The sequence below is a fragment of the Streptococcus mitis genome, from assembly GCF_003944325.1.
GTDB classification, from domain to species: domain Bacteria; phylum Bacillota; class Bacilli; order Lactobacillales; family Streptococcaceae; genus Streptococcus; species Streptococcus mitis_CW.
In genome coordinates this window covers 108,878-132,290 of the sequence record NZ_RJPX01000002.1, presented here as the reverse complement: position 1 = coordinate 132,290, position 23,413 = coordinate 108,878, and the positions used below count along the sequence as shown (strand labels likewise).

The following is a 23,413-nucleotide window of genomic DNA, read 5'->3' as shown; positions in this document are numbered from 1 at the left end:
TTTTTGACTTTCTTGTTTACGGAGATAATCTAGAATCCGACTCCGAAACTTGGTTTTGAAATATTTCCTTAAACGAGGAATATCTTCTACTAATCCTTCTTCTTTACTAATCAATTCATGCAAGCAAATCATTCCCTCTTGATCCCAATCCGATAACTCCCACAAATGAAGGTAATATTCATTTCTACACTTGTATACAATACCTTGGACTTCTTCATACAATTCTTTAAGCATAATCTTCCCCTTTCTGTGTACAGTCTAACAGATTCAGAAACACTTTTGGCACATTTCATCCATTCTGTCCCCTTTACCGTCTAAACTGCACAAAAAAGAGAGGTCTTGCCTCTCTTTGGGTTATTTATCATCATTCATTTTTGACTTTACTTCATCATAAGATAGTGCATGTGATTCCTCTTCTACTGTTTCAGGCATCTTTCCTGTTTCGTAAAGAGATTTAATTTGTGTACTATCCAATGTTTCGTATTTCAATAATGCTTCTGCAATCAACTTATGAATTTCACGATTTGACTGAATAATTTCAGCGGCTTTATTTCGTGCCTCATTCAATAATGAACGAACCTCTTCGTCAATTTCATAAGCTGTTTGTTCTGAAATTGATTTTTGAGGGCTTTGTGCACCAAACATAGCATGATTACCCTCATATTGTACGGGGCCAAGTTTTTCACTCATTCCGTACTCTGTAACCATTGCACGCGCCATTTGAGTCGCCTGTTCAAAGTCGTTTGAAGCTCCTGTAGTCTGGACATTAAAGATAATTTCTTCAGCTACACGTCCACCCATCAAGCCAGCCAATTGCTCTTTCATATCTTCTTTGGATAGAAGCATTTGGTCTTCCTTAGGAAGTGCAATCATGTAACCACCTGCACGACCTCTTGGTACAATTGTAACCTTATGAACAACGCGGGCATTCGATAAGACTAGGCCAACAATGGTATGTCCTGCCTCATGGTAGGCAACCAATTCACGTTCTTTTTGTGACACTGTCTTATCTTTTTTAGAAGGTCCCGCAATAACTCTATCTTCTGCTTCATCAATATCTGAAGCATCAATTATCGATTTATTACGACGAGCAGCAACCAAGGCTGCTTCATTCAATACATTCTCTAAATCAGCTCCAACAAAACCTGGAGTTTGTTGAGCCACTAATTGCAAATCAACATCTTCTGCTAAAGGCTTGTTCTTAGCATGAACTTTCAAGATTGCTTCACGACCTTTAACATCAGGGCGACCAACCAAGACTTTTCTATCAAAACGTCCTGGGCGCAGAAGGGCAGGGTCAAGTACATCTGAACGGTTTGTCGCAGCGATGACGATAATCCCTTCATTTCCCTCAAAACCATCCATCTCAATCAAGAGTTGGTTCAATGTTTGTTCACGTTCGTCATTTCCTCCGCCAAGACCAACTCCACGCTGACGTCCAACAGCATCAATTTCATCGATAAAGATAATAGCTGGTGCTGCTTTTTTGGCATCTTCAAAAAGAGAACGAACACGACTAGCTCCAACTCCGACAAACATTTCTACAAAGTCAGAACCTGAAATACTAAAGAATGGAACACCTGCTTCTCCGGCTACTGCCTTAGCAAGCAAAGTTTTACCTGTTCCTGGAGGTCCCTCCAAAAGAACACCTGCTGGAATACGGGCTCCAAGTTTTGTAAATCGTTTTGGATCTTTTAAGAATTCAACAACTTCAACTAGTTCTTGTTTTTCTTCCTCAGCTCCAGCAACATCTGAAAATCTTACTTTAATATCTTCTTTATTTGCAGCCTTAGCCTTACTACGTCCAAAACTCATTGGGTTACGGCCATTATTTCCTCCCATATTTCCCATCATAGAGAATAGGAAGAAGAAAAGAATACCGAATGGCACAATGGATACAAGAATATTAATCCACATACCACTTGAACTTTCATGCTTAACAGTTACTTCCGCTTTATGGTCAGAAGCAAGTTTTTGCAATTCGGATACTGTCGTATCTGAAGGAAGAATGATGCTTGAAAATTTCTCTACTGTTGTAGCAGAAGGAGAAAAGAACTGAATGCCTGTTTCTTCTTTACTTGTTTTAGGATTTTTATAAACACCCGAAACCTCGATAACACTGCCATTTGGTTGGTAAGTTAATTCTTTTACATTGTCATCGGTAATTTCTTTTACCAATTCTGTATAATTAATTTGCTCACTTTTCCCTGCAACACTACCTGNACTAAAATACTGATAAGCTGTAACTAGGAAAAAAATAAGTAATAACCATAGAAAAGGATTTTTAATTAAACCATTATTTTGTTTTTTCATTAAAAATTGTTCTTTCTAATTTGAATACACTTCTTCTTTCAATACTCCAACATAAGGAAGGTTACGATAATTTTCTTTGTAATCTAAACCATAACCTACTACAAACTCATTTGGAATAGTAAAGCAGGTATAGTCAGCTTCAATTTCTACAACACGTCCCTCTGGTTTATCCAACAAGGTTGCAATTTTAACAGAAGCAGCTTCTCTTTCAATAAACATATCTCGTAAATTTTTCAAAGTTTGACCTGTATCAATGATATCTTCTACAAATAGAACATGTCTTCCTTTGATATCTTGAGTCACATCTTGTTTAATATTGATCACACCGCTACTTGCTGTTCCACCATGATAGCTAGAAACCATCATGAAGTCCATTTCAATATGTGTGTCGATATGTTTAATCAATTCAGCCATAAAAGGAATAGATCCTTTTAAAATCCCAACTAAGATTGGATTTTTTCCTGCATAGTCTTTAGTGAGTTGAGCACCTAATTTTTTAGCAGCTTCTGTAATTTCATCGTGTGAAACGAGGATTTTTTTAATATCGTTTTCTAACATTTTTTTACCTATCTATTTTTTCTATATAAAGTACAGTGTTCATTATATCATTTTTCGTGTTTTTACTCAAATTACTGGTCGCAATTCCCAAAATTGAAACAATTTCACCAAATTGCTCAATAATCAGAGCAGATTTTCGCTTTTCCATAGGGATTTTCAAATCAATAAATAAACGTCTGAGTTTTTTTCTATGTCCATTTTGAATCAAAAAATCTCCTGTTTTTCGATGACGAATGTGTATGGATGTTTCGCGTGAAACAGGTATTTGTTGAATTGATTCACCTTCTAAAGGAATTCCAAAAGAAAATATGTATCCTTGATAAAATACCTGATTTTGATAGTGTAACACAAGTTCATCTTCCTTTTCATCAGCCTGCGGACTGATTTTACAAATCCGAAACTGTTGATACTCTTTTACTAGTTCATAACCATTTTTAAGCGGATGACGATACTGGCTTTTAGTTTTTAAAATTTGTCTAACTTCTTCAAACTGAGCTTTTGTGAGATTCAAATCTGGAAAACGATTCAGGTAAGTTTGAAGTAAAACTCTTTGTGTCGACTCAGAGTAAGACAATAACTGCTCTAAATTTTCTACATCAATATTCTTTGATAATTCAGCTATAGCTAAGTCATAATCTAAAATTTCNTTTCCGATACTTAAGATTGCATCTCTAAATCTAGGATTTTCTTTTTCTAATTCTGGTAAATAAGAATTTCGAATACGATTACGAAAATAATGATTTTCCTTATTTGATGTATCTTCAAAGTGAAAAATTGATGGAAAGTCTTTTTTCTGAAAATACAAGAAGGGACGAATCATTTCTATATCCCCGACTACTTGCTTCTCCCTAATTCCTGATAGATAGCGCAAACGAGTGCCTCGAATCAAACGCATCAAAATCGTTTCCACCTGGTCATCAGAATGGTGGGCAGTGACTAAGGCTGTCGCACCTGTATTTTTCATGACCTCTTGAAAAAAATCATAACGAAAATTTCGTGCACGCGCTTCTGAAAATTCTCCTGAAAAATTGCTGACATAAATAGGAAGTCCAGCTTCAGCAGCCAACTTCCTTAATTCCTTTTCTTCCCAATCTGATTCTACTCTCTGCTTATGATTAACATGAGCTAGAATCAATTCAATTTCTAACTCTTCTTGATAAGTAGACAATACCTTAAATAGAAACATAGAATCTAATCCACCAGAAAGAGCTAGCACCACTTTAGCATGCTTTTTAAAATATCCTCTTTTGAGAAAATGATTTAAAAAATCCTGTTCCCTCATTTTAGAACCTCATAAACATCTTGGGCTATCTGAGAAATAGTATCATAATCAGAATTTTTAGTGAAAATTGAAAGAACAAATGGAGAATCTGCATAGACAACACCCGTATCATGCTCAAATTCGTCCGCATCCCCAATTTTATGAGCTACCTTCACAGAAACACCTTTGGCAATTCGCTGATTATCAAAATCTGTTTTGGTCAAGGACTCCAATACAAATCCATTTTGATTATAAATAGCTTCCATAACTTTCCCAGCCATTTTAGAAGAAATCAATTTTTCTTTTGTATCCCAATCATCTCCCATAATAGCAGACATCTTGGACTTAAATGTTGCATCAGATTGATTTGAAAGGTAATATCCCAATAGATTATGAGCTACGTTATCCGATTCTTTTGATACTTTCGTAATTAAATCCTTTAGAGAATATTCTTTATTATCCTCTTTTTTAGGAAGACTACCACTTCCCTCTGGTTTATAAGAACCTGGAAAATCATTAACTGCTGATACGTATTTTACAGTCGAATCTAACTGATACAGACCCTCATTGATTTTTTTTTGCGTATAATAAAGATAAGGGAGTTTTAAAACGCTAGCTGCATACATCTTTTCATCTTGATTGATACCAGCTTCTTTTCCAGTAGTCAGTTGCTTAACATAAATAGAGAATGAATCCTTCTGATATTTTTCAGATAACATTTCTTGGACTTTACTCATCCGATTATCTTCTTCAGAAGTTGATTCCTTATCTACCCATCCAGCCTGATCAATATGTAGAAATTCTCTTCCTTCTACAAACATGGTCTTATCGATTGATACTTGTGAATAAGCTGATAAGGATGATTTCACTTCTTTTAAATCATAAGGGCTATTGTACAGTTTAAAATCAGATTCTAACCATACTTTTTTTATTGTAGAAGTTACCTCTGACTGATTGTATAAAAAACGTTTGTCTGCAGCTATAAATTGATGGTTGGATAACTTAAATACTGGAATTCCTTGTTTATTTAAGCGCCACTCGGTTATTTGGAAACTTGTTTTGGGAGTCAATTTTCCAGATTCCACTACTAAATCTTCATTCGCATAGACAGGAACTTCTCCAAAAACCATAGGAGAACTTAGCTTTTCTTTAAAATAAATACCAAAGTCAGATTGTGAAAGGTAATAAATTTCTTTCGAAGTATAGACTACTTCTTTTTCTGTGCTAACGACTTTTGAAACTGTCAAAAAACTTGGTAGCAACAAAATAATTAAGAATTTACGCATTCTTCCTTTCCTTTTCTTCTTGTAAACGCAATAATTGATTTTTATCAGCCAACTCTTCCAACTTTTCATCCGATAGACTCAAAAATTGCTCTATTACGTCTAATAAATTTTCCATTTTATCACCTTGGGAGCAAGTCAGGAATCGTATAAACTTCTTCCCTATTCTTAGAATAATAATATTTTGCACGCATGTATTTAGCAGCGTAATCTTCATCTTTCAACTTTGTAGCAAAAGCTGTCTCTTTCTCCTTTTCCTCACTCAAGGTTTGATACTGAGTTTGCAAGTCTAATAACTGTTGACGTCTTTGAAGTAATTGGTGATAGCTTTGAGAAAGATTATAAGTTGGTAAAATGAACAATAAAATCATCAAAATGAGAACCCAACCCATGAAACGATTACGTTTTTGTCGTTCCTTCATCAGATAGCGACGACGTTGGTGTTCATTTTGAATAAAAGAATTATTCAATTGTACAATATTCTTAGACATTTTCTTCTACCCGTGTTTCACTGATAATTTCATACATGCCCACTGCATCTTCTTTTTTTGTACTATCTTTCATCTCCAGTACTTTTACAAGTAGCAACTTATTGCCAAAACGAATTTCAACTTGGTCATTAACTTTCAAATCCGTTGAACTTTTGGCCAAGATCCCATTTACCTTGATTCTACCTTTATCTGCTACTTCCTTTGCGACTGTACGACGCTTGATAATTCGTGATACTTTTAAATATTTGTCTAATCTCATCTTTATTACCTCAACTTATTATTCTACCATTTTTATCTATTTTATAGAAGAAAAATATCAAATGGCATTTTCTTCCTTCGACTCTTTTATCTCTAATAAACTTTCTCCAAAAATTATCAGACCTTCTAAAATTTCATAATCTTTCTTATTTCGGACATCAAATACAAGCTCCATTAATCCTTCATTTTCAGCTATAGCTGCTTTTAAGTTTGTTTCCGATAAAGCTTTAAAATAATCTTGAGCTAAAAACAGTCGTTGAGTGACTTTTTCAAATTGAACTGTAATTTTATTATCTTTTCTTTCCACACGTTGAACAAAGACCTTGTCCAAATATGACTTGACCAAACCAATCTCTAAAAGATAGGCTACCACATCTGGGTATTCTCCAAAACGGTCCATCAACTCTTCTTGTAACTCTTCATAATTGACACGGTTGTCAATTTGATGAATTTTTTTATAAATTTCAATCTTATGTCGTTGGTCTGAAATATAAGTATCAGGAAGATAAGCATCAATTTGTAAAATCAATTCGGCATTTCCTTTGGTTCTTGTTTTCCCATTACCATGTCGTTTAGCAATTGCTTCCTCTAGTAACTGTGAATATAATTCAAAACCAACAGAATCAATGAAACCAGACTGGGATTTTCCTAGGAGATTTCCTGCTCCACGAATAGAAAGATCTCGCATAGCAATCTTAAATCCTGAGCCCAATTCTGTAAAGCCTTTGATTGCTTCTAATCTCTTTTCAGAGACTTCACTAATTGATTTTTCTGGACGATACATGAGATAGGCATAAGCAATACGATTACTACGACCTACTCTTCCTCTTAATTGATACAAGGTTGACAAGCCCATATGGTCCGCATTTTCAATAAATAAGGTATTGGCATTTGGAATGTCCACCCCTGTCTCAATAATGGTAGTTGTTACCAAGATATCGTATTGTCCTTCAATAAAGTCCAATAAAGTATTTTCCAACTGAATTTCACTCATGCGACCATGAACATAACCAATCGCAGCCTCTGGAATCAGCTCCTGTAATTCTGAAACCTTCTGATCAATTGTGTCAACTTTGTTGTAAAGATAGTAAATTTGACCTCCACGCTCCATTTCACGCAAGACCGCATCACGAATAACACTATCATTCTTTTCTAAAACATAGGTTTGAACAGGATAGCGATTGGTTGGAGGAGTTTCAATAACAGATAAATCTCTTATTCCCAGCATAGACATATGAAGAGTACGAGGAATTGGCGTTGCTGTCAAAGTCAGAACATCCACTTGTTTCTTCAACTCTTTCAAGGTTTCCTTATGCTTGACACCAAATCGTTGTTCCTCATCAATAATCATCAAGCCCAAATCAGAAAACACAACATCTTTTGACAAAACACGATGTGTTCCAATTAAAATATCGACTTGACCGTTTTTCAATTTTTCAAGTGTTTCAGTCTGCTCTTTTTTACTTCTAAAGCGACTCAACACATCAATATTAACAGCAAAATTTTGGAATCGTTCCTTAAAATTCGTGTAGTGCTGTTGCGCTAAAACTGTCGTAGGAACTAGAACGACCACCTGTTTATTGTCATTGACCGCCTTAAAGGCTGCACGCATTGCAACTTCAGTCTTTCCAAAACCAACATCCCCAACTAGAAGTCGATCCATTGGTTGAGAATTCTGCATATCTCTCTTGATTTCCTCGATACTACGAAGTTGATCATCTGTTTCAACATAAGGGAAAGCATCATCAAAAGCATCTTGCTCTTCATCATCAGCTGAAAAAGCATAACCTTTCAACTGACTACGCTCAGAATAGAGTTTGATTAAATCGTCTGCTATATCCTCTACCTGATTCTTAACTTTTTGCTTGGCTTTTTTAAAATGACCATCATTTAATTTATTGAGTTTAGGTGCTTTACCGTCACTTGAAACGTATTTGGAAAGTAGATGAATCTGTTCCACTGGGATAGAGATTTGATCCCCGTTTTGGTATTGAACACTAACATAATCACGATGGATCCCTTTGATTTCAATTGTTTCAATCCCTAGATATTGACCAATTCCATGGATATGGTGAACAACGTAATCGCCTTTTTCAAGTTCATTATAATCTTTTAAGCGCTCCGCATTTGAAACATGTTGTCTTCGAAAACGACGTTTTAATTTCTTTTGAAAAATCTCATGTTCAGTTATAAATAAAATCTTTTCATCTACAAAATGAAAACCATGTCTGAGATTGCCCTCTATTAAGTTTACAGATTCTTTACAGATACTTGACTTATCTCTGGAATCCAATTTAATCTGGTATTCCTCTAAAACATCCTCCAATGTTTTGCTTCCTATTGAATTGCTAGACTGCAAGATAATAGTGTAGTCCATTTTTTTGTATCGCTCAATTTCTTCTTTTAGAAAAGAAAATTGATTGAAAAACTCCTGAATGGGATATTGATTAAATTGATAAATTTGGTCAAACTTGAGATTTCCTAACCCCTTTTGCAGATTAGAAAAAAAGGTCACTGGACTTTGTTTTTTATATATTTTCTCAGTATCCGCAAAATACTGCATATCAGAAAATGCTTTACTATTCTGTAACTCTTCTGTAAAGTATTGCGCTAATTCTCTTTCAAAGACTTCATACTGATTCATCAATTTTTGATAATCATCAAAGAATATTGGTGTGCTTTTTTCAATATAATCAAATATAGTCCATGATTTCTCATGACACAAAGATAAAAATTTCCGAGAATCTGCATGCCTTTGTTTTTGGTGAAAACTTGAAAGAATTTCTTCTAGGTAGGATTTCAGAATAGGTGACATAGTCTTTGAAATTTGTTTTTCTAAAGCTGATTGACCTCGTTGATAATCCTTTTCTCTTAAAAGCATATCGCTAGATGGAAAGATAGTGAGTTCTGTCTGATTTTCTTTCGATAATTGTGTTTCGACTTCAAATGTCCTGATACCATCTACTTCATCACCAAAAAACTCAATTCTGCAAGGTTCTAACTGAGATATTTCAAAAATATCTAAAATATCTCCTCGAATACTAAACTCACCTTGGGTCTGTACTTGAGTAACCTTTCGATAGCCTATTTCCTTTAACTGATAGGTAAGCGCGTGTTGGTCATATTCTTCACCAACTGTTATTTTTACAATACTATCTTTAAATGCATTGGGAGACGGTAAAATCAATCGACTTGCTGCAATATTACAAACTAAAATCCCTTTTTTAGATGGATCATTCAAAAAACGCAAGGCTTCAACTCGTGAAATGATTTTTTCTTGTGAAGACATCAAAAACTCGACCATAGGGGAATCATCTACCAAAAATGGATAGACAAGTTCCTCACCTAAGATAGAAATAAGATCACTAATTATCCCTTCTGCTTCTCCATAAGTTGATGTCAATAAAACAATCTTATCTTCTTTCTTCAAACTACTGGCGATTGCTAAAGCTTTTGTAGAAGTTGACAAGCCTAACATTAATTGTCTTCTTTTATCTGTCAGATTTTGATGCCATTTTTTTATTTGATCATTTTCTGAGAATAAATCTAATAAGGTCACCATTTATCCGTTATACCTCTGCATCGTTTTTTCAAAATTTTTCTCTTGTAAATAGTAGTTTACAGAATCGTCAACTTTGTCAATAGACTGTAAAATACCAATATAATCATCCTTGTCAAAGGTACTCAAAACATGGTTAACAACTGACATACCATTTTTAGGTCTTCCGATTCCAATCTTAACACGATTGAAAACCTGAGTCCCTATATGTTGAATAATAGACTTGATACCATTATGACCACCTGCTGAGCCCTTTGCTCTTAAACGAATCTTTCCAACTTCCATATCAAGATCATCGTAAATGATGAGTAAATCTTCAATATTCAAACCATAGTAAGTCAATAAAGCATGAACCGCTTTTCCACTTTCATTCATAAAGGTCGTTGGTTTGACAAGATAAATTTTTTCACCATTGAAGAAAAAGGATGCTAGATCAGCTTGAAATATCTTATCGTGTGTAAAAGTGACATTCTGTTTCTTCGCTAGTTGGTCAATCAACATAAAACCAACATTGTGTTTGGTTTCAAAATATTTATCTCCTGGATTTCCCAATCCTACAAGTAATTTGGTCATTTATTTTTCCTTTCAAAAGCCAAAAGGGTTGGAATTTTTTTCCAACCTAATTGACACCATTTATTAATTTTTTAGACATTAAAGCGGAATTCCATGATATCGCCATCTTGAACGATATATTCTTTTCCTTCTTCACGCAAGCGTCCAGCTTCTTTTACGGCCTTTTCAGATCCGTATTTCACTAGATCCTCATATGACATGGTTACTGCACGAATAAATCCTTTTTCAAAGTCTGAGTGGATAATACCAGCTGCTTGAGGAGCTTTCATACCACGTTTAAAGGTCCAAGCACGAACTTCTTTTTCACCAGCTGTGAAGTAAGTTCCAAGTCCAAGTAAGTGATAAGCTGCACGAGTTAATTTGTCAACGCCTGACTCTGTCAATCCAAGTGCTTCAAGAAATTCTTGCTTGTCTTCATCGTCTAACTCAGAAATTTCTTCCTCAGCACGCGCAGAAATAACGACTACTTCAGCATTTTCTGTCGCTGCAAATTCTCGAATTTGTTTGACATAGTCGATAGAATCTGGATCTGAAACTACATCCTCATCTACATTGGCAACATAAAGAACTGGTTTAGTTGTCAAAAGGAAGAGACCTTTGACAACTTTTTGTTCTTCATCTGTAAATTCGATGGTGCGAGCTGATTTCCCATCTTCAAGAACAGGTTTAATCTTTTGAAGAACATTAAACTCTGCTACTGATTCTTTATCTTTTTGCGTACGTGCCATCTTTTCTACACGCGCATAGCGTTTATTCACTGATTCTAAGTCAGCAAGAATCAATTCCAGATTAATTGTATCAATATCTGCAAGTGGATCCACAAAGGCATCTTCACGTCCTTGCTCACGCATCACATTTTCATCATCAAAAGCACGAACTACGTGAACAATCGCATCTACTTCACGAATATTGGCCAAGAACTTATTCCCTAGCCCTTCTCCTTTTGAAGCTCCTTTTACAATCCCTGCAATATCTGTAAATTCAAATGTTGTTGGCACTGTCTTTTTAGGTGTAATCATTTCCGTTAGTTTTTGTAGGCGTTCATCTGGAACTTCCACCATTCCAACGTTTGGATCAATAGTCGCAAATGGGTAGTTTGCCGCCTCTGCTCCTGCTTTTGTAATTGCATTAAATAGTGTTGATTTACCAACGTTTGGCAAACCAACGATACCTGCTGTTAAAGCCATATTTTCTCATTCTCCGTTTTCATTTCAATCCCTAATATTATAACACAAAAAGGGAAAACTTGCTAACCCTCTAACTAAGGCTTCTTAGTCAATAATTTTATTCATTTTTCGATCAAAATCATATCGTCCCATCATGACAACATGGTCGCAATTGCTACATTTAATTTTGATATCTGCCCCTACACGTGTAATTTCCCAACGATTAGCCTTTTTACCAGTCGACTTGATTGTGCAAGCATGTGGTTTTTTCATTTCAACAAAATTTCCAACTTGATACATACTACTCTCCTTTTCTTTTTCGATTATATCATAAAAGAGGCGAGCTAGGCTCAACCTCTTTCACTTAATTTGTACGAACTGGGGTGATAAGTTGCATGAAGTCCTCATCAGTATCTGCTGGCACAAGAGTAAATGGACGAACAGCTGAGATAAAACTAATGGTCACCTTTTCGCTATTTAAAGCCTTAAGAGAATCAATCAAGTAAGTTGGGTTGAAACTAATAGTCAAATCTTCACCAGTCACCTTATCAATATCGATTTCTTCGTTTACTTTACCAACTTCTGGAGAGTGAACATGAGCACTAACAACCCCACCTTTAATTTCAAGTTTCACAGTACCATTTTGAGTCGCACTTGATAAAAGACGAGCACGTTCCATTGACTGACGTAAGTTTACAACATCAAAAGTAATTGTTGTGTTAAAGTCTATTGGAATCAAGCGATCTGTATCAGGATAGTTACCTTCTAACAAACGAGTATAGAAGCTAATATTTTCACTTCTAAAGAGGATTTGATTGTTAGCAAAAAAAATCTCTACAGTTTCAATATCATCTGTAAATACCGCTGAAAATTCGCGTAGAGAACGACTAGGAATCACTACATCAAAATCATCACTATTTTTCTCAAGCGTTAATTTCTTCTGGCTTAGACGATGAGAGTCTGTTGCAACTGTTTTTAACTCCTTGTGTTGACTTAATACGAAGTGGACACCTGTCAAAATTGGACGACTCTCTTGTGTACTTGCCGCAAAAGCTGTTTCATTGATAATTTTCTTGAGTAATTTTGTTTCAAGAACCAAAGGAGTACTAGCTGAAATTTCTTGGATTCGTGGATATTGCTCGCTATCTTTTCCTTTTAGGGTAATTTCTGATTTGCCACTTGTTAAAACAATTTGATTTTGTTCAATTTCTTTAAAATCAAGAGTCACATCTGGAAGACTAGATACAACATTGATAAAGAAAGAAGCTTCAAGAAGGATCGAACCTAAAGAAGTAATTAACAAACCAGCATCTTCATTTTTTTGAGAAATAAAATTTTCAATTGAAATCTGACCATTTGAACCAATTAAAGTAACACCTTCATTGGTTACGTCAATTTTGACAGTTGATAAAATAGGAATAGCATTTTTAGAACTAATAGCTCTCTTAGTAGTATTTAAGGCTTGTAGAAATAAATTTTTATTAATTGAAAAATGAATCATGGATTCTCCTTTATTTATTTTTAGTATTAGAAGGATAATAGTAATAATAGAGTCTGTGAAATCTGTGGAAAACAGACTTAAAGTAAGTCATATCAAGATTTTTGGCTTGTTTAAAAAATGTGGATAAAAAAGATAAAAATGCGAAAGTTATCCACAAGTTATTTTATTTTCTTTTTGATTGATTCAATTTCTAAACGTAAATTATCGTCTTCATCAATCAAAGATTTAATTTTTGCATGGGCGTGAATGACTGTTGTATGATCTTTTCCTCCAAATTCCTTCCCAATTTTTGGAAGACTATTATCTGTTAGTTCTCTAGATAAATACATGGCTACTTGACGGGCTAAAACAATATTTTGAAGGCGTCTACTTCCCTTCATTTCTTTGACACTGATACCATAAAAGTTACCAACTTCATTTTGGATTTTGTCAATTGGGATGACGAGTATTTGGCTAACATCCTGTTTGCGAGCTCTAATGGCTTCTGCAGCAATATCAATAGTGATATCCTTGATTTTTTTTACTCTGGCAATTAAGGTGATGTCGTTGATGGCTCCCTCAAGATCTCGAACATTTGAATCAAATTGCCCAGCTAGGTATTCTAGAGTATCACCTTGGAAATTGTAGTCCAAATGTTCCGTTTTGCTTTGTAAAATGGCAATACGTGTCTCAAAGTCAGGTGGTGTGATGTTTTGCGTCAAGCCCCAGCTAAAGCGCGTGACAAGTCTCTCCTCAAGCCCTTCTAGATGTTTTGGACTACGATCACTCGTTAGGACAATCTGTTTTTGCTTGTCATGAAGGGCGTTAAAGGTATTGAAAAATTCTTCTTGAGTTGCGACTTTTTTTCCGCTAAGTGACTGGATATCATCTATTAACAAAAGATCAAGACTGCGGTAGGTCTTTTTAAACTTTTCCATTTCCCCCAGTCTTAGGTGGTCAAGAAAGTCATTAATAAAGCTTTCAGCAGGTATGTATTTGACACGCGCATTCGGAATATTTTTTAGAATTTCATTTCCAATAGCGTTTAATAAGTGAGTCTTACCAAGCCCAGGTCCTCCATAGATAAAAAGAGGATTATAGGTCAGAGCTAAATCTTCAGAGACAGCTAAAGCAGCTGATACAGCCCAAACATTTCCATCCCCTTGGATAAAATTATCAAAGGTATACTTTTCTTTTAATCCAGTATCCGAATAAGGAATAGATGCTAACTTTGGACTATAGTCATAAAGAGTTGAATTTGTAGCTTCTTCAACTTGTGAGATAGTCGTGTCTTGAGGTTTAGTGAAAATATAATGGGGAGTTATTTCAGCATCATAAATTTCAAAACCAGCTACTACAATAATATCTTTTAGTTGTTTTTCCCAAACCATTTCCATTTCAGATCGAGGTAAAAATATAGTAGCAACATTTTCTTCTACCTTGATGAGTTCAGCTTGAATAGCATAGAAATCATACATGGATCGAGTCAGTCTTTCTTGAGCAAATTCTAATATACGATTCCAAAATTGTTTTTCTTTCAATCCTTTCTCCTCCTTTACTATTTAAAAGTTTAATGCTAGACTTATTTTACCACAGATAGCAAGAATTTTCCACAAGCTGTGGTAAATAATCCACAATGGTATTAAGTTTTATCCACAGGTTGGGGATAAAATCAGAAACTATTGATTTATTAAGCTTTTTATTGAAAAAAATAGTGGATAACCTTGTGAGATAAAAAAATAAAAGAACAGCCTTATTTCAGGCTGTTGATAATTCTACTGTATTCTTCTTGGTTTGAGAAAGCAATAATAATTTTTCCACTATCTTTTTTAGACAGTTTGATTTCTACATCTAATCCGAGTAGTTTTTTTAACTGCTCTTCTTCATTCTGTATGAAATGATCATTTTTTTGCAGTTTCTTTTGTTTTTTCTCTGTCAGAAGAGCTTCTAACTTCCTTACAGAAATGTCTTCCTCCATAATTCGTTGAAAGAAATAGTCTTGTTGTTCCTTATTTAATCCAACTAGAGAACGCGCATGGGCTTGTGATAGTTTGCCACTTTCTACTTCTGAGAGGATTTGTTCTGGTAAGGAAAGTAAACGAATGGAGTTGCTGATATAGGGACGAGACTTGCCCATTTTATCTGCAATTTCAGTATGGGTAAATCCTTTCTCTACAAGAGATTCATAGGCGCGTGCTTCTTCTATTGGATTCAAATTTTCTCTCTGTAAATTTTCAATGATTGACTGGACCATCATCTCTTGGTCTGAAAGTTGTTTAACAACAGCTGGGATAGACCTTAAACCAGCTAAAAGTGAAGCACGATAGCGTCTCTCTCCTGCAAGGATTTCATAACCAATAACAGGAGATTGACGAACAATAATTGGTTGAATGACCCCATTTTCTTTGATAGACTGTGCTAGTTCATGTAGTTTTTCTCTATCAAATTCTTTTCGAGGTTGATAGGGATTTTTTTGTATATCTGTGATAGAAATTATTTCAAATTTTTCCATGATTCTACACTAACACATCTTTTCTCTTATGTAAAGTTTTCTTTACATAGATGTCAATTAAGATTCTAAATCACCTGAACTCTTGTCAAGTTTAATAGATGTAGTTTCTTCTTTACCGTTACGATAGTAAGTTATCTTAATGGTGTCTCCTATAGAATGATTGTAAAGAGCACTTTGTAAGTCTGTTGATGAAGCAATATCTTTGTCATCTACTTTGGTAATAACATCGTATTTTTCAAGGTGACCATTGGCAGGCATATTACTTTGTACAGAACGAACAACTACACCAGATGTTACACTGCTTGGAATATTGAGTCTTCTAATATCACTTGTATTAATATTTGAGAGATTGATCATTTGGATTCCCAAAGCTGGACGCGTCACTTTTCCGTTCTTTTCTAACTGTTCAATAATATTGATAGCATCATTTGCAGGGATTGCGAAACCAAGGCCTTCTACAGATGTTCCTCCATTTGTTGCAATTTTACTTGAGGTAATTCCGATAACCTGTCCTTGAATATTGATCAGTGGGCCACCAGAGTTACCTGGGTTAATAGCAGTATCGGTTTGGATGGCTTTTGTAGAAATGGCTTGTCCATCTTCAGATTTTAAGGATACATTTCGATTGAGACTAGATACAATACCCTGAGTGACAGTATTTGCATATTCAGAACCCAATGGGCTACCAATAGCAATAGCAGTTTCTCCTACGGTTAACTGACTAGAATCACCAAACTCAGCTACTGTTGTCACTTTTTCTGAAGAGATTTTGACGACAGCAATATCAGAGAAAGTATCCGCTCCGACGATTTCTCCAGGCACTTTAGTCCCATCTGACAAGCGAATATCTACTTTACTGGCTCCATTTATAACGTGATTGTTGGTGACAATATAAGCTTCTTTGTCATTTTTTTTATAAATGACCCCAGATCCTTCACTAGAAATTTGCTGAGAATCTGTATTAGTATCATCATTACCAAATACGCTATTTTGTCTATTTGTTGAATAAGTAATAACAGAAACAACGGCATCTTTTACTTTATTAACAGCCTGCGTTGTTGAATTTTCGTTTTTATAGGCAGTCTGTGTGATAGTGCTATTATTATTCGAGCTACTTACACCACTTTTTTGAGTTAGTTGGGTTATTGAAAAACTACCCAAGGCTCCACTAAAAAAGCTAATGACGATAACGATTAATAATTGAAACCATTTTTTATAAAATGTTTTTAAATGTTTCATATTTGCCTCCATATGTTTGAAATTACTGAAAGTATAAACTGACTAACTTAATTATAACTTAAACACAAAAGTTTTTCACAGATTGTGGATAACTTTTGAAAATCTGTGGTTTTCTAAGTGAAAATTAACCTTTTATTTTGTGAATAAGATGTGAAAAAATGGAGAATATGTTAGAATAGAGTCATGAAAATTAAAGTTGTAACAGTCGGGAAACTGAAAGAAAAGTATTTAAAAGATGGTATCTCAGAGTATTCAAAACGAATTTCTCGATTTGCTAAGCTTGAAATGATTGAGCTAGCAGATGAAAAAACACCAGATAAGGCCAGTGAGTCAGAAAATCAAAAAATTTTAGAAATAGAAGGTCAGCGAATTTTATCAAAAGTTGGCGACCGTGATTTTGTTATTGTGTTAGCTATCGAAGGGAAAACTTTCTCATCAGAAGAATTTAGTAAGCAGTTAGAAGAAGCTTCTATAAAAGGATTTTCTACTCTTACATTTATTATTGGAGGGAGTCTGGGATTAGCACAGGATGTAAAAAAGAGAGCTAATCTTTCTGTTAGTTTTGGCCGTCTAACTTTGCCCCATCAGTTAATGAGACTAGTTCTTGTTGAACAAATTTATCGCGCTTTTACGATTCAGCAGGGATCGCCCTATCATAAATAGAAAATTGACTTTTAATTGAATTTTTGGTAGAATAATTGTGTTAGGTCTCATAGCTCAGCTGGATAGAGCATTCGCCTTCTAAGCGAACGGTCGCAGGTTCGAATCCTGCTGGGATCAATATAGTAGCAAAGCTGGGAATTTTCCCAGCTTTTTTCTTAAAAAAGTACACTTGGGGAGAAAAAAATGACAGTTGAGAGAATTTTATCTAAAATAAAATTCCATTTTGTATAATGGTTTTTGTAAGTTAGCTTACAAGAAAAAAACATTGAGGAGATTTTATTATGAAAAACACAGTTAAATTGGAACAGTTTGTAGCCTTGAAGGAAAAAGACTTGCAGGAGATTAAAGGTGGGGAAAGTAGGGTTTCAGACATCCTCCTTAATTTTCTTTTCCGACGAAAAAAATAATGAAATAAGGAGAAAGAGTAATGGATTTACTTGGATTTGGGATAGTTCTTGTTCATTTTTTAATTATTAGTCACAGTTACCATTTAATTTGTAAAGGTCAAATAAATAGAAAAGAACTATACGTTTTTGGTGCTTATACATTACTAACAGCAATAGTACTTGATTTTCCCTTCTATCTTCTAAATTTAGATGGGTTAGGGATTGCAACATTTTTATTTCCTTTGGGCTTATATTCCTATTTTAGATGGATTAAACAGTACGAGAGGGCTAGAGGATTATTCCTAAGTTTACTACTATCTCTTTTATATGAGAGTCCTCACACCTTTCTGTCCGTAACTTTTTCCTCTATAACAGGAGACAATTTTGTTTCACAATATCACGCCCCATTCTTTTTCGTTGTAACGGTGTTGACCTATTTTGTTGTCTTAAAAATCATTCATTATTTCCATTTGGAACTAGCCTATTTTGACAAGGACTACCTTTATCCTTTCTTGAAAAAAGTATTTTTTGCCTTACTACTGCTCCATATTGTATCTTTCGTTTCAGATATGGTAAGTACGATTAAACATTTGAATAGTTTTGGAAGTATTTTGTCATCTATTGTCTTTATCTCTTTACTTTTGACCTTCTTTGCAATGAATTCTCATAAAGTGCAAATGGAGAAAGAGATTGCGTTGAAGCAGAAGAAATTTGAACAGAAACATTTACAAAACTATACAGATGAAATTGTCGGTCTGTATAATGAAATCCGTGGTTTTCGACATGACTATGCTGGAATGCTTGTCAGTATGCAGATGGCAATTGACAGTGGTGATTTACAGGAAATTGACAGAGTTTACAATGAAGTTTTGGTCAAAGCCAATCACAAATTGCGTTCAGATAAGTACACTTACTTTGATTTGAATAACATAGAAGATTCAGCTTTACGAAGTTTGGTTGCTCAGTCAATTGTTTATGCTCGAAATAATGGTGTAGAGTTTACACTGGAAGTAAAAGATACGATTACCAAGCTCCCAATTGAACTATTGGATTTGGTTCGTATCATGAGCGTTTTATTGAACAATGCTGTTGAAGGATCGGCTGATAGTTATAAAAAGCAGATGGAAGTAGCAGTTATTAAGATGGAAACTGAAACAGTGATTGTGATTCAGAATTCATGTAAAATGACGATGACTCCTTCAGGAGATCTATTTGCATTAGGATTCTCTACTAAGGGAAGAAATCGAGGAGTCGGATTAAATAATGTGAAAGAATTACTAGATAAGTACAACAATATTATTTTAGAAACAGAGATGGAAGGTAGTACATTTAGACAAATCATTAGATTTAAGAGGGAATTTGAATGAAAGTTTTAATTTTAGAAGATGTTATTGAACATCAAGTGAGACTAGAGAGAATATTGGATGAAATTTCGAAAGAATCGAATATTCCAATATCATACAAGACAACGGGAAAAGTCCGTGAATTTGAAGAATACATTGAAAACGATGAAGTAAATCAGCTTTATTTCCTAGATATCGATATTCATGGAATTGAGAAAAAGGGATTTGAAGTTGCTCAGCTCATTCGTCATTACAATCCTTACGCTATTATCGTCTTTATCACCAGTCGATCAGAGTTTGCGACTTTGACCTATAAATACCAGGTATCAGCCCTAGATTTCGTTGATAAGGATATCAATGATGAGATGTTTAAGAAGAGAATTGAGCAAAATATCTTCTACACGAAGAGTATGTTACTTGAAAATGAAGATGTGGTAGATTATTTTGATTACAATTACAAGGGAAATGATTTAAAAATTCCTTACCATGATATTTTGTATATTGAGACGACAGGTGTTTCTCATAAATTGCGCATTATTGGTAAGAATTTTGCCAAAGAGTTTTACGGTACCATGACAGATATTCAGGAAAAGGACAAACATACTCAGCGATTTTATTCTCCTCATAAGTCATTTTTGGTAAATATAGGCAATATCAGAGAAATTGATCGAAAGAATCTAGAAGTTGTTTTCTATGAAGACCATCGCTGTCCTATTTCAAGGTTAAAAATTAGAAAATTGAAAGATATTCTAGAGAAAAAATCTAAAAAGTGATTGACAATTAGTAAGAAATTGATATAATGGTTATATCTGCTACAGATAGAAGGTCCGTTGGTCAAGGGGTTAAGACACCGCCTTTTCACGGCGGTAACACGGGTTCGAATCCCGTACGGACTATTTTATCCGCCATAGCTCAGTTGGTAGTAGCGCATGACTGTTAATCATGATGTCGTAGGTTCGAGTCCTACTGGCGGAGTATAGATAAAAGGGAACACAACTGTGTTCCTCTTTTTGTATCAATTTGTATCACCAAGCATTTTCATAAGGAAGTCTGTTATTTCTTGAGGATTTTCTTTTTTTCCATGTGCAATCCAAGTTTGGCAGACACCAAAAAGTGCATGAGTTAGATAGATGCTACTATATTCTAATTCAGTGGTATTTAGATTCAGTTGCATAAATTGCTTTTGTAAATCCGTACTGAGCATGATATGAAGTTTATTTCGTAAGAAATTTTGGATTTCTTTAGTCCCATTTTCAGAAAGAAGGGCAGCCAGAAGTGGTTCTGACTCTAGATATTCAAATACTTCTAAAATAGCATCTCTTTTGTGATGAGCATGTTTTTGAAAAATATATTCAAATGTATGGAATAGCTTGCTTTGATAGTGCTCAATCATATCATACTTATCCTTATAGTGAGTATAGAAGCTGGAACGACTAATTCCGGCTTTTTCTGCTAACTTGACAGTAGAAATTTGATCAAATGGCTGTTCTATCAGTAGTTGTACCATAGCATTTTCAATAGTTCGCTTTGTTTTTAAGCGTTTGTTACTTTCTTGCATATTTCCTCCTTGTAAACAAATTAGACTATCTGTCTAAAAATGGATTTTTTATCTTGTAATTTAGATTTTTTAATGTATAATCTATTATATCAAAATTTTAGACAATATGTTTAAAAAAGGAGAAGATATGTTTAAAGAATGGAAAGCAATTTTTAAAAAACCAACCTTTATTATTGTCATGATAGGGATTTCTCTTATTCCAGCTCTGTACAATATCATATTTTTGTCATCAATGTGGGATCCATATGGGAAATTGTCTGACTTACCTGTGGCAGTTGTCAATCATGATAAAGAGGATTCCTATAACGGTAATAGCATGTCTATAGGAAAAGACATGGTCTCCAATTTAAAAGAAAATAAAACTTTAGATTTTCATTTCGTATATGAAGAGGAAGGTAAGAAGGGATTGGAAGATGGCAATTACTATATGGTAGTGACTTTACCAAGTGATTTATCTGAAAAAGCAGCTTCGATTTTAACGGATCATCCAGAGCAAATGCAAATCGATTATCAGACTTCAAGTGGTCATAGTTTTATTGCTAGCAAGATGAGCGATTCTGCGATGACACAATTGAAGCAGAATGTTTCTACCAATGTAACCGAGACCTATACTAAAGCTTTATTTGATAAGATGGTCGAATTAAAGGATGGTATGAGTCAAGCAGCTTCTGGTAGTGAAAAATTAACTGATGGAGCTAATCAATTAGTGACAGGAAGTCAAACATTGACTACTAACCTACACTCTTTAGCAGATTCAAGTTTAACATTTTCAAATGGAACGGAGCAGTTTACTAAAGGATTATCCTCTTATGTTTCTGGTGTTGAACAACTTCATCTTGGCTTAGGGAATTTTAATAGTGGTTTAGTTACATATACTGGTGCAGTGAGTAAATTAGATAGCGGATTAGGTCAATTATCTTCTAAAAGTCCTGAATTAGTAAGGGGAATCAATCAATTATATACTGGTGTAGAATCCTATACTGGCGGTGTTTCTCAGCTTAATGCTGGTCTTAATCAATTTTCATCTGGTGTTAGTGCCTATACAAACGGAGTGGGAAATCTTGCAACAGGTGCTAATCAGTTATCTAATCAATCAGCTACACTTCGAATGGGTGTGGAGCAATTAAGTGAAGGGATTCAACAACTTTCTAGTAAGTTAGATGCTTCGTCTGGGAAAAAAGATCAAATTAATCAATTATCTTCTGGTCTAAATCAGTTAAATAAAGTCATTCAAAATATTGATGTTGGAGATACAAAACAATTGTCTTCTGTTTTATCAAGTATAGTTTCTCTTTCTAATCAAATGTTAGCAAGTGCTCAGTCTGATAAAGCAGATATATTAGCAAATATTCAATCGACAGCAGCTTATCAATCCTTGACAAGTGAGCAACAAGCTGATATAAGTGCTTCTGTATCTCAAAATTCGACTGATAGTATTCAATCGGCTCAGTCAATTATAGCTTTAGTACAAGGTTTACAGGGAAGTTTAGAAAACTTACAAAGTCAATCTTCAAATCTTTTAATGTTAAAAGATCAAGCTAATCAAGTATTACCGCTTGCTTCTACTTCTTTGACAGGATTGTCAAGTGGATTAACAGAAATACAGGGATCAGTGACGAGTAAATTAGTTCCTACTAGTCAGTCGATTGCATCAGGTGTAAATGCATATACTACAGGTGTTGATAAAGTTTCTCAGGGTGCAAGTCAACTAAGTGAAAAAAATTCCACCTTGAAAGGTAGTTTGGATCAACTAGTTTCAGGCTCAAATACCTTGACACAAAAATCTTCTAGCTTGACAGCAGGAGTTGGTCAATTAGCTGAAAAAACTCCAGAGTTAGTATCTGGTATTGAAAAATTATCAACTGCCTCCAATCAATTGAATCAAAAGAGTCAAGAATTGATAGCAGGAGTTGATAAATTACAATCAGGATCTGGTCAATTAGCAGACAAATCCAGTCAGTTACTTTCAGGTGCTTCTCAATTAGAGAATGGAGCCAATAAATTGGCAGATGGGTCTGGGAAACTAGCAGAAGGTGGGACAAAGTTAACTTCTGGATTGGAAGATTTACAGACAGGAGTTGCTTCTTTAGGACAAGGACTATGTAATGCTAGTGATCAACTCAAATCAGTATCAACGGAATCTAAAAATGCAGAGATTTTGTCAAATCCACTCAATCTTTCCAAAACAGACAATGACCAAGTTCCTGTAAATGGAATCGCAATGGCTCCGTATATGATATCAGTTGCTCTTTTTATTGCAGCAATATCAACGAATATGATCTTTGCGAAATTGCCTTCAGGACGTCATCCAGAGAGCCGTTGGGCTTGGTTGAAATCTCGAACTGAAATAAATGGTATTATAGGTGTTTTAGCAGGAATTTTGGTATATGGAGGAGTTCATCTTATTGGTTTAACTGCTAATCATGAAATGAGAACATTTATTCTCATTATCCTAACAAGTTTAGTATTCATGTCCATGGTAACTGCTTTAACAACATGGAATAGCCGTATAGGAGCTTTTTTCTCTCTTATTTTGCTTTTATTACAGTTAGCATCAAGTGCAGGTACCTATCCACTTGCTTTGACAAATTATTTCTTTAGAGCCATTAATCCATGGTTACCAATGAGTTATTCGGTTTCGGGATTACGACAAACAATTTCTATGACAGGAAATATTCATCATCAAGTAATTTTCCTTGCCGTTATATTAGTACTATTTATTTGTTTAGGTATGCTAGCCTATCAACCTAAGAAAATGGAGGAAGATTAA

At 34.7% G+C, this 23,413-nt stretch carries 21 protein-coding genes, 3 tRNA genes and 1 pseudogene; 8 read left to right on the top strand and 17 right to left on the bottom strand.

All coding sequences use genetic code 11. The features are described 5' to 3' along the window. From D8787_RS01655 to D8787_RS01585, 16 genes and pseudogenes are all read right to left on the bottom strand, one after another. Positions 1-234, bottom strand: a pseudogene (locus D8787_RS01655) (sigma-70 family RNA polymerase sigma factor); the annotation flags it as partial. Positions 235-354: 120 nt separating this feature from the next. After that, the gene (gene ftsH / locus D8787_RS01650) at positions 355-2,313 is read right to left on the bottom strand and encodes an ATP-dependent zinc metalloprotease FtsH (protein ID WP_125420363.1); all 1,959 of its coding nucleotides are present in this window, start codon (positions 2,311-2,313) and stop codon (positions 355-357) included. A gap of 15 nt (positions 2,314-2,328) precedes the next feature. Continuing rightward, on the bottom strand, positions 2,329-2,871 hold the full coding sequence (gene hpt / locus D8787_RS01645) for a hypoxanthine phosphoribosyltransferase (protein ID WP_102211429.1): 543 nt from the start codon (positions 2,869-2,871) through the stop codon (positions 2,329-2,331). Positions 2,872-2,875: 4 nt separating this feature from the next. Beyond that, complete coding sequence (tilS, locus tag D8787_RS01640) at positions 2,876-4,153, bottom strand: tRNA lysidine(34) synthetase TilS (RefSeq protein WP_125420361.1); 1,278 nt, start codon at positions 4,151-4,153, stop codon at positions 2,876-2,878. Further along, entirely contained in the window at positions 4,150-5,418 is a 1,269-nt protein-coding gene (locus tag D8787_RS01635; protein ID WP_125420359.1) for a serine hydrolase, read from the bottom strand. Before D8787_RS01635 ends, tilS begins: the two co-directional genes overlap by 4 nt. Continuing rightward, entirely contained in the window at positions 5,411-5,533 is a 123-nt protein-coding gene (locus tag D8787_RS11780; RefSeq protein ID WP_000429334.1) for an SP_0009 family protein, read from the bottom strand. Before D8787_RS11780 ends, D8787_RS01635 begins: the two co-directional genes overlap by 8 nt. A gap of 4 nt (positions 5,534-5,537) precedes the next feature. Beyond that, positions 5,538-5,906, bottom strand: a complete 369-nt coding sequence (locus tag D8787_RS01630) for a septum formation initiator family protein (protein WP_102211432.1) — start codon at positions 5,904-5,906, stop codon at positions 5,538-5,540. Continuing rightward, positions 5,899-6,165, bottom strand: a complete 267-nt coding sequence (locus D8787_RS01625; RefSeq protein WP_084928693.1) for an RNA-binding S4 domain-containing protein — start codon at positions 6,163-6,165, stop codon at positions 5,899-5,901. Before D8787_RS01625 ends, D8787_RS01630 begins: the two co-directional genes overlap by 8 nt. Positions 6,166-6,222: 57 nt before the next feature. Continuing rightward, positions 6,223-9,726, bottom strand: a complete 3,504-nt coding sequence (mfd, locus tag D8787_RS01620) for a transcription-repair coupling factor (protein WP_125420357.1) — start codon at positions 9,724-9,726, stop codon at positions 6,223-6,225. Beyond that, a complete protein-coding gene (pth, locus tag D8787_RS01615) occupies positions 9,727-10,296 on the bottom strand; it encodes an aminoacyl-tRNA hydrolase (protein ID WP_042900053.1) in 570 nt (189 codons plus the stop codon). A gap of 71 nt (positions 10,297-10,367) precedes the next feature. Next, entirely contained in the window at positions 10,368-11,483 is a 1,116-nt protein-coding gene (ychF, locus tag D8787_RS01610) for a redox-regulated ATPase YchF (protein WP_001218700.1), read from the bottom strand. 84 nt (positions 11,484-11,567) lie between these two features. Next, on the bottom strand, positions 11,568-11,762 hold the full coding sequence (locus D8787_RS01605) for a DUF951 domain-containing protein (protein ID WP_000285186.1): 195 nt from the start codon (positions 11,760-11,762) through the stop codon (positions 11,568-11,570). Between the two features lie 64 nt (positions 11,763-11,826). After that, complete coding sequence (dnaN, locus tag D8787_RS01600) at positions 11,827-12,963, bottom strand: DNA polymerase III subunit beta (RefSeq protein WP_102211434.1); 1,137 nt, start codon at positions 12,961-12,963, stop codon at positions 11,827-11,829. Positions 12,964-13,121: 158 nt separating this feature from the next. Beyond that, complete coding sequence (dnaA, locus tag D8787_RS01595; RefSeq protein WP_125420355.1) at positions 13,122-14,483, bottom strand: chromosomal replication initiator protein DnaA; 1,362 nt, start codon at positions 14,481-14,483, stop codon at positions 13,122-13,124. Positions 14,484-14,695: 212 nt separating this feature from the next. Beyond that, entirely contained in the window at positions 14,696-15,454 is a 759-nt protein-coding gene (locus tag D8787_RS01590; protein ID WP_125420353.1) for a ParB/RepB/Spo0J family partition protein, read from the bottom strand. A 57-nt stretch (positions 15,455-15,511) separates the two neighbouring features. Then, a complete protein-coding gene (locus D8787_RS01585) occupies positions 15,512-16,693 on the bottom strand; it encodes a S1C family serine protease (RefSeq protein WP_125420351.1) in 1,182 nt (393 codons plus the stop codon). A 183-nt stretch (positions 16,694-16,876) separates the two neighbouring features. Here D8787_RS01585 and rlmH point away from each other — a divergent pair, with 183 nt between their 5' ends. From rlmH to D8787_RS01550, 7 genes are all read left to right on the top strand, one after another. Then, positions 16,877-17,356, top strand: a complete 480-nt coding sequence (gene rlmH, locus D8787_RS01580; protein WP_042900048.1) for a 23S rRNA (pseudouridine(1915)-N(3))-methyltransferase RlmH — start codon at positions 16,877-16,879, stop codon at positions 17,354-17,356. A gap of 43 nt (positions 17,357-17,399) precedes the next feature. Next, positions 17,400-17,473 (top strand) — tRNA-Arg (locus D8787_RS01575). A 164-nt stretch (positions 17,474-17,637) separates the two neighbouring features. Next, the gene (gene comC / locus D8787_RS01570; RefSeq protein WP_102211438.1) at positions 17,638-17,763 is read left to right on the top strand and encodes a competence-stimulating peptide ComC; all 126 of its coding nucleotides are present in this window, start codon (positions 17,638-17,640) and stop codon (positions 17,761-17,763) included. A 20-nt stretch (positions 17,764-17,783) separates the two neighbouring features. Continuing rightward, a complete protein-coding gene (comD, locus tag D8787_RS01565) occupies positions 17,784-19,109 on the top strand; it encodes a competence system sensor histidine kinase ComD (RefSeq protein WP_125420349.1) in 1,326 nt (441 codons plus the stop codon). Next, the gene (comE, locus tag D8787_RS01560; protein ID WP_033684571.1) at positions 19,106-19,858 is read left to right on the top strand and encodes a competence system response regulator transcription factor ComE; all 753 of its coding nucleotides are present in this window, start codon (positions 19,106-19,108) and stop codon (positions 19,856-19,858) included. Before comD ends, comE begins: the two co-directional genes overlap by 4 nt. Before the next feature lie 51 nt (positions 19,859-19,909). After that, positions 19,910-19,981, top strand: a tRNA-Glu gene (locus D8787_RS01555). 5 nt (positions 19,982-19,986) lie between these two features. Next, positions 19,987-20,060 (top strand) — tRNA-Asn (locus D8787_RS01550). Positions 20,061-20,100: 40 nt separating this feature from the next. On the opposite strand, the gene D8787_RS01545 is transcribed toward D8787_RS01550, so the two are convergent. Then, on the bottom strand, positions 20,101-20,643 hold the full coding sequence (locus D8787_RS01545) for a TetR/AcrR family transcriptional regulator (RefSeq protein WP_125420347.1): 543 nt from the start codon (positions 20,641-20,643) through the stop codon (positions 20,101-20,103). Positions 20,644-20,770: 127 nt separating this feature from the next. Between D8787_RS01545 and D8787_RS01540 the strand changes: the two genes are divergently transcribed. Further along, positions 20,771-23,413: a YhgE/Pip domain-containing protein gene (locus D8787_RS01540; RefSeq protein WP_125420345.1), complete on the top strand. Its 2,643-nt coding sequence runs from the start codon at positions 20,771-20,773 to the stop codon at positions 23,411-23,413.

Coding starts and splice junctions, on each gene's coding strand:
- D8787_RS01635 (WP_125420359.1), bottom strand. CDS start 5,418: ATGCGTAAATTCTTAATTATTTTGTTGCTACCAAGTTTTTTGACAGTT.
- D8787_RS01585 (WP_125420351.1), bottom strand. CDS start 16,693: ATGAAACATTTAAAAACATTTTATAAAAAATGGTTTCAATTATTAATC.
- pth (WP_042900053.1), bottom strand. CDS start 10,296: ATGACCAAATTACTTGTAGGATTGGGAAATCCAGGAGATAAATATTTT.
- D8787_RS01545 (WP_125420347.1), bottom strand. CDS start 20,643: ATGCAAGAAAGTAACAAACGCTTAAAAACAAAGCGAACTATTGAAAAT.
- hpt (WP_102211429.1), bottom strand. CDS start 2,871: ATGTTAGAAAACGATATTAAAAAAATCCTCGTTTCACACGATGAAATT.
- D8787_RS01540 (WP_125420345.1), top strand. CDS start 20,771: ATGTTTAAAGAATGGAAAGCAATTTTTAAAAAACCAACCTTTATTATT.
- D8787_RS01605 (WP_000285186.1), bottom strand. CDS start 11,762: ATGTATCAAGTTGGAAATTTTGTTGAAATGAAAAAACCACATGCTTGC.
- dnaN (WP_102211434.1), bottom strand. CDS start 12,963: ATGATTCATTTTTCAATTAATAAAAATTTATTTCTACAAGCCTTAAAT.
- D8787_RS11780 (WP_000429334.1), bottom strand. CDS start 5,533: ATGGAAAATTTATTAGACGTAATAGAGCAATTTTTGAGTCTATCGGAT.
- D8787_RS01590 (WP_125420353.1), bottom strand. CDS start 15,454: ATGGAAAAATTTGAAATAATTTCTATCACAGATATACAAAAAAATCCC.
- comC (WP_102211438.1), top strand. CDS start 17,638: ATGAAAAACACAGTTAAATTGGAACAGTTTGTAGCCTTGAAGGAAAAA.
- ychF (WP_001218700.1), bottom strand. CDS start 11,483: ATGGCTTTAACAGCAGGTATCGTTGGTTTGCCAAACGTTGGTAAATCA.
- rlmH (WP_042900048.1), top strand. CDS start 16,877: ATGAAAATTAAAGTTGTAACAGTCGGGAAACTGAAAGAAAAGTATTTA.
- comD (WP_125420349.1), top strand. CDS start 17,784: ATGGATTTACTTGGATTTGGGATAGTTCTTGTTCATTTTTTAATTATT.
- mfd (WP_125420357.1), bottom strand. CDS start 9,726: ATGGTGACCTTATTAGATTTATTCTCAGAAAATGATCAAATAAAAAAA.
- D8787_RS01625 (WP_084928693.1), bottom strand. CDS start 6,165: ATGAGATTAGACAAATATTTAAAAGTATCACGAATTATCAAGCGTCGT.
- D8787_RS01630 (WP_102211432.1), bottom strand. CDS start 5,906: ATGTCTAAGAATATTGTACAATTGAATAATTCTTTTATTCAAAATGAA.
- comE (WP_033684571.1), top strand. CDS start 19,106: ATGAAAGTTTTAATTTTAGAAGATGTTATTGAACATCAAGTGAGACTA.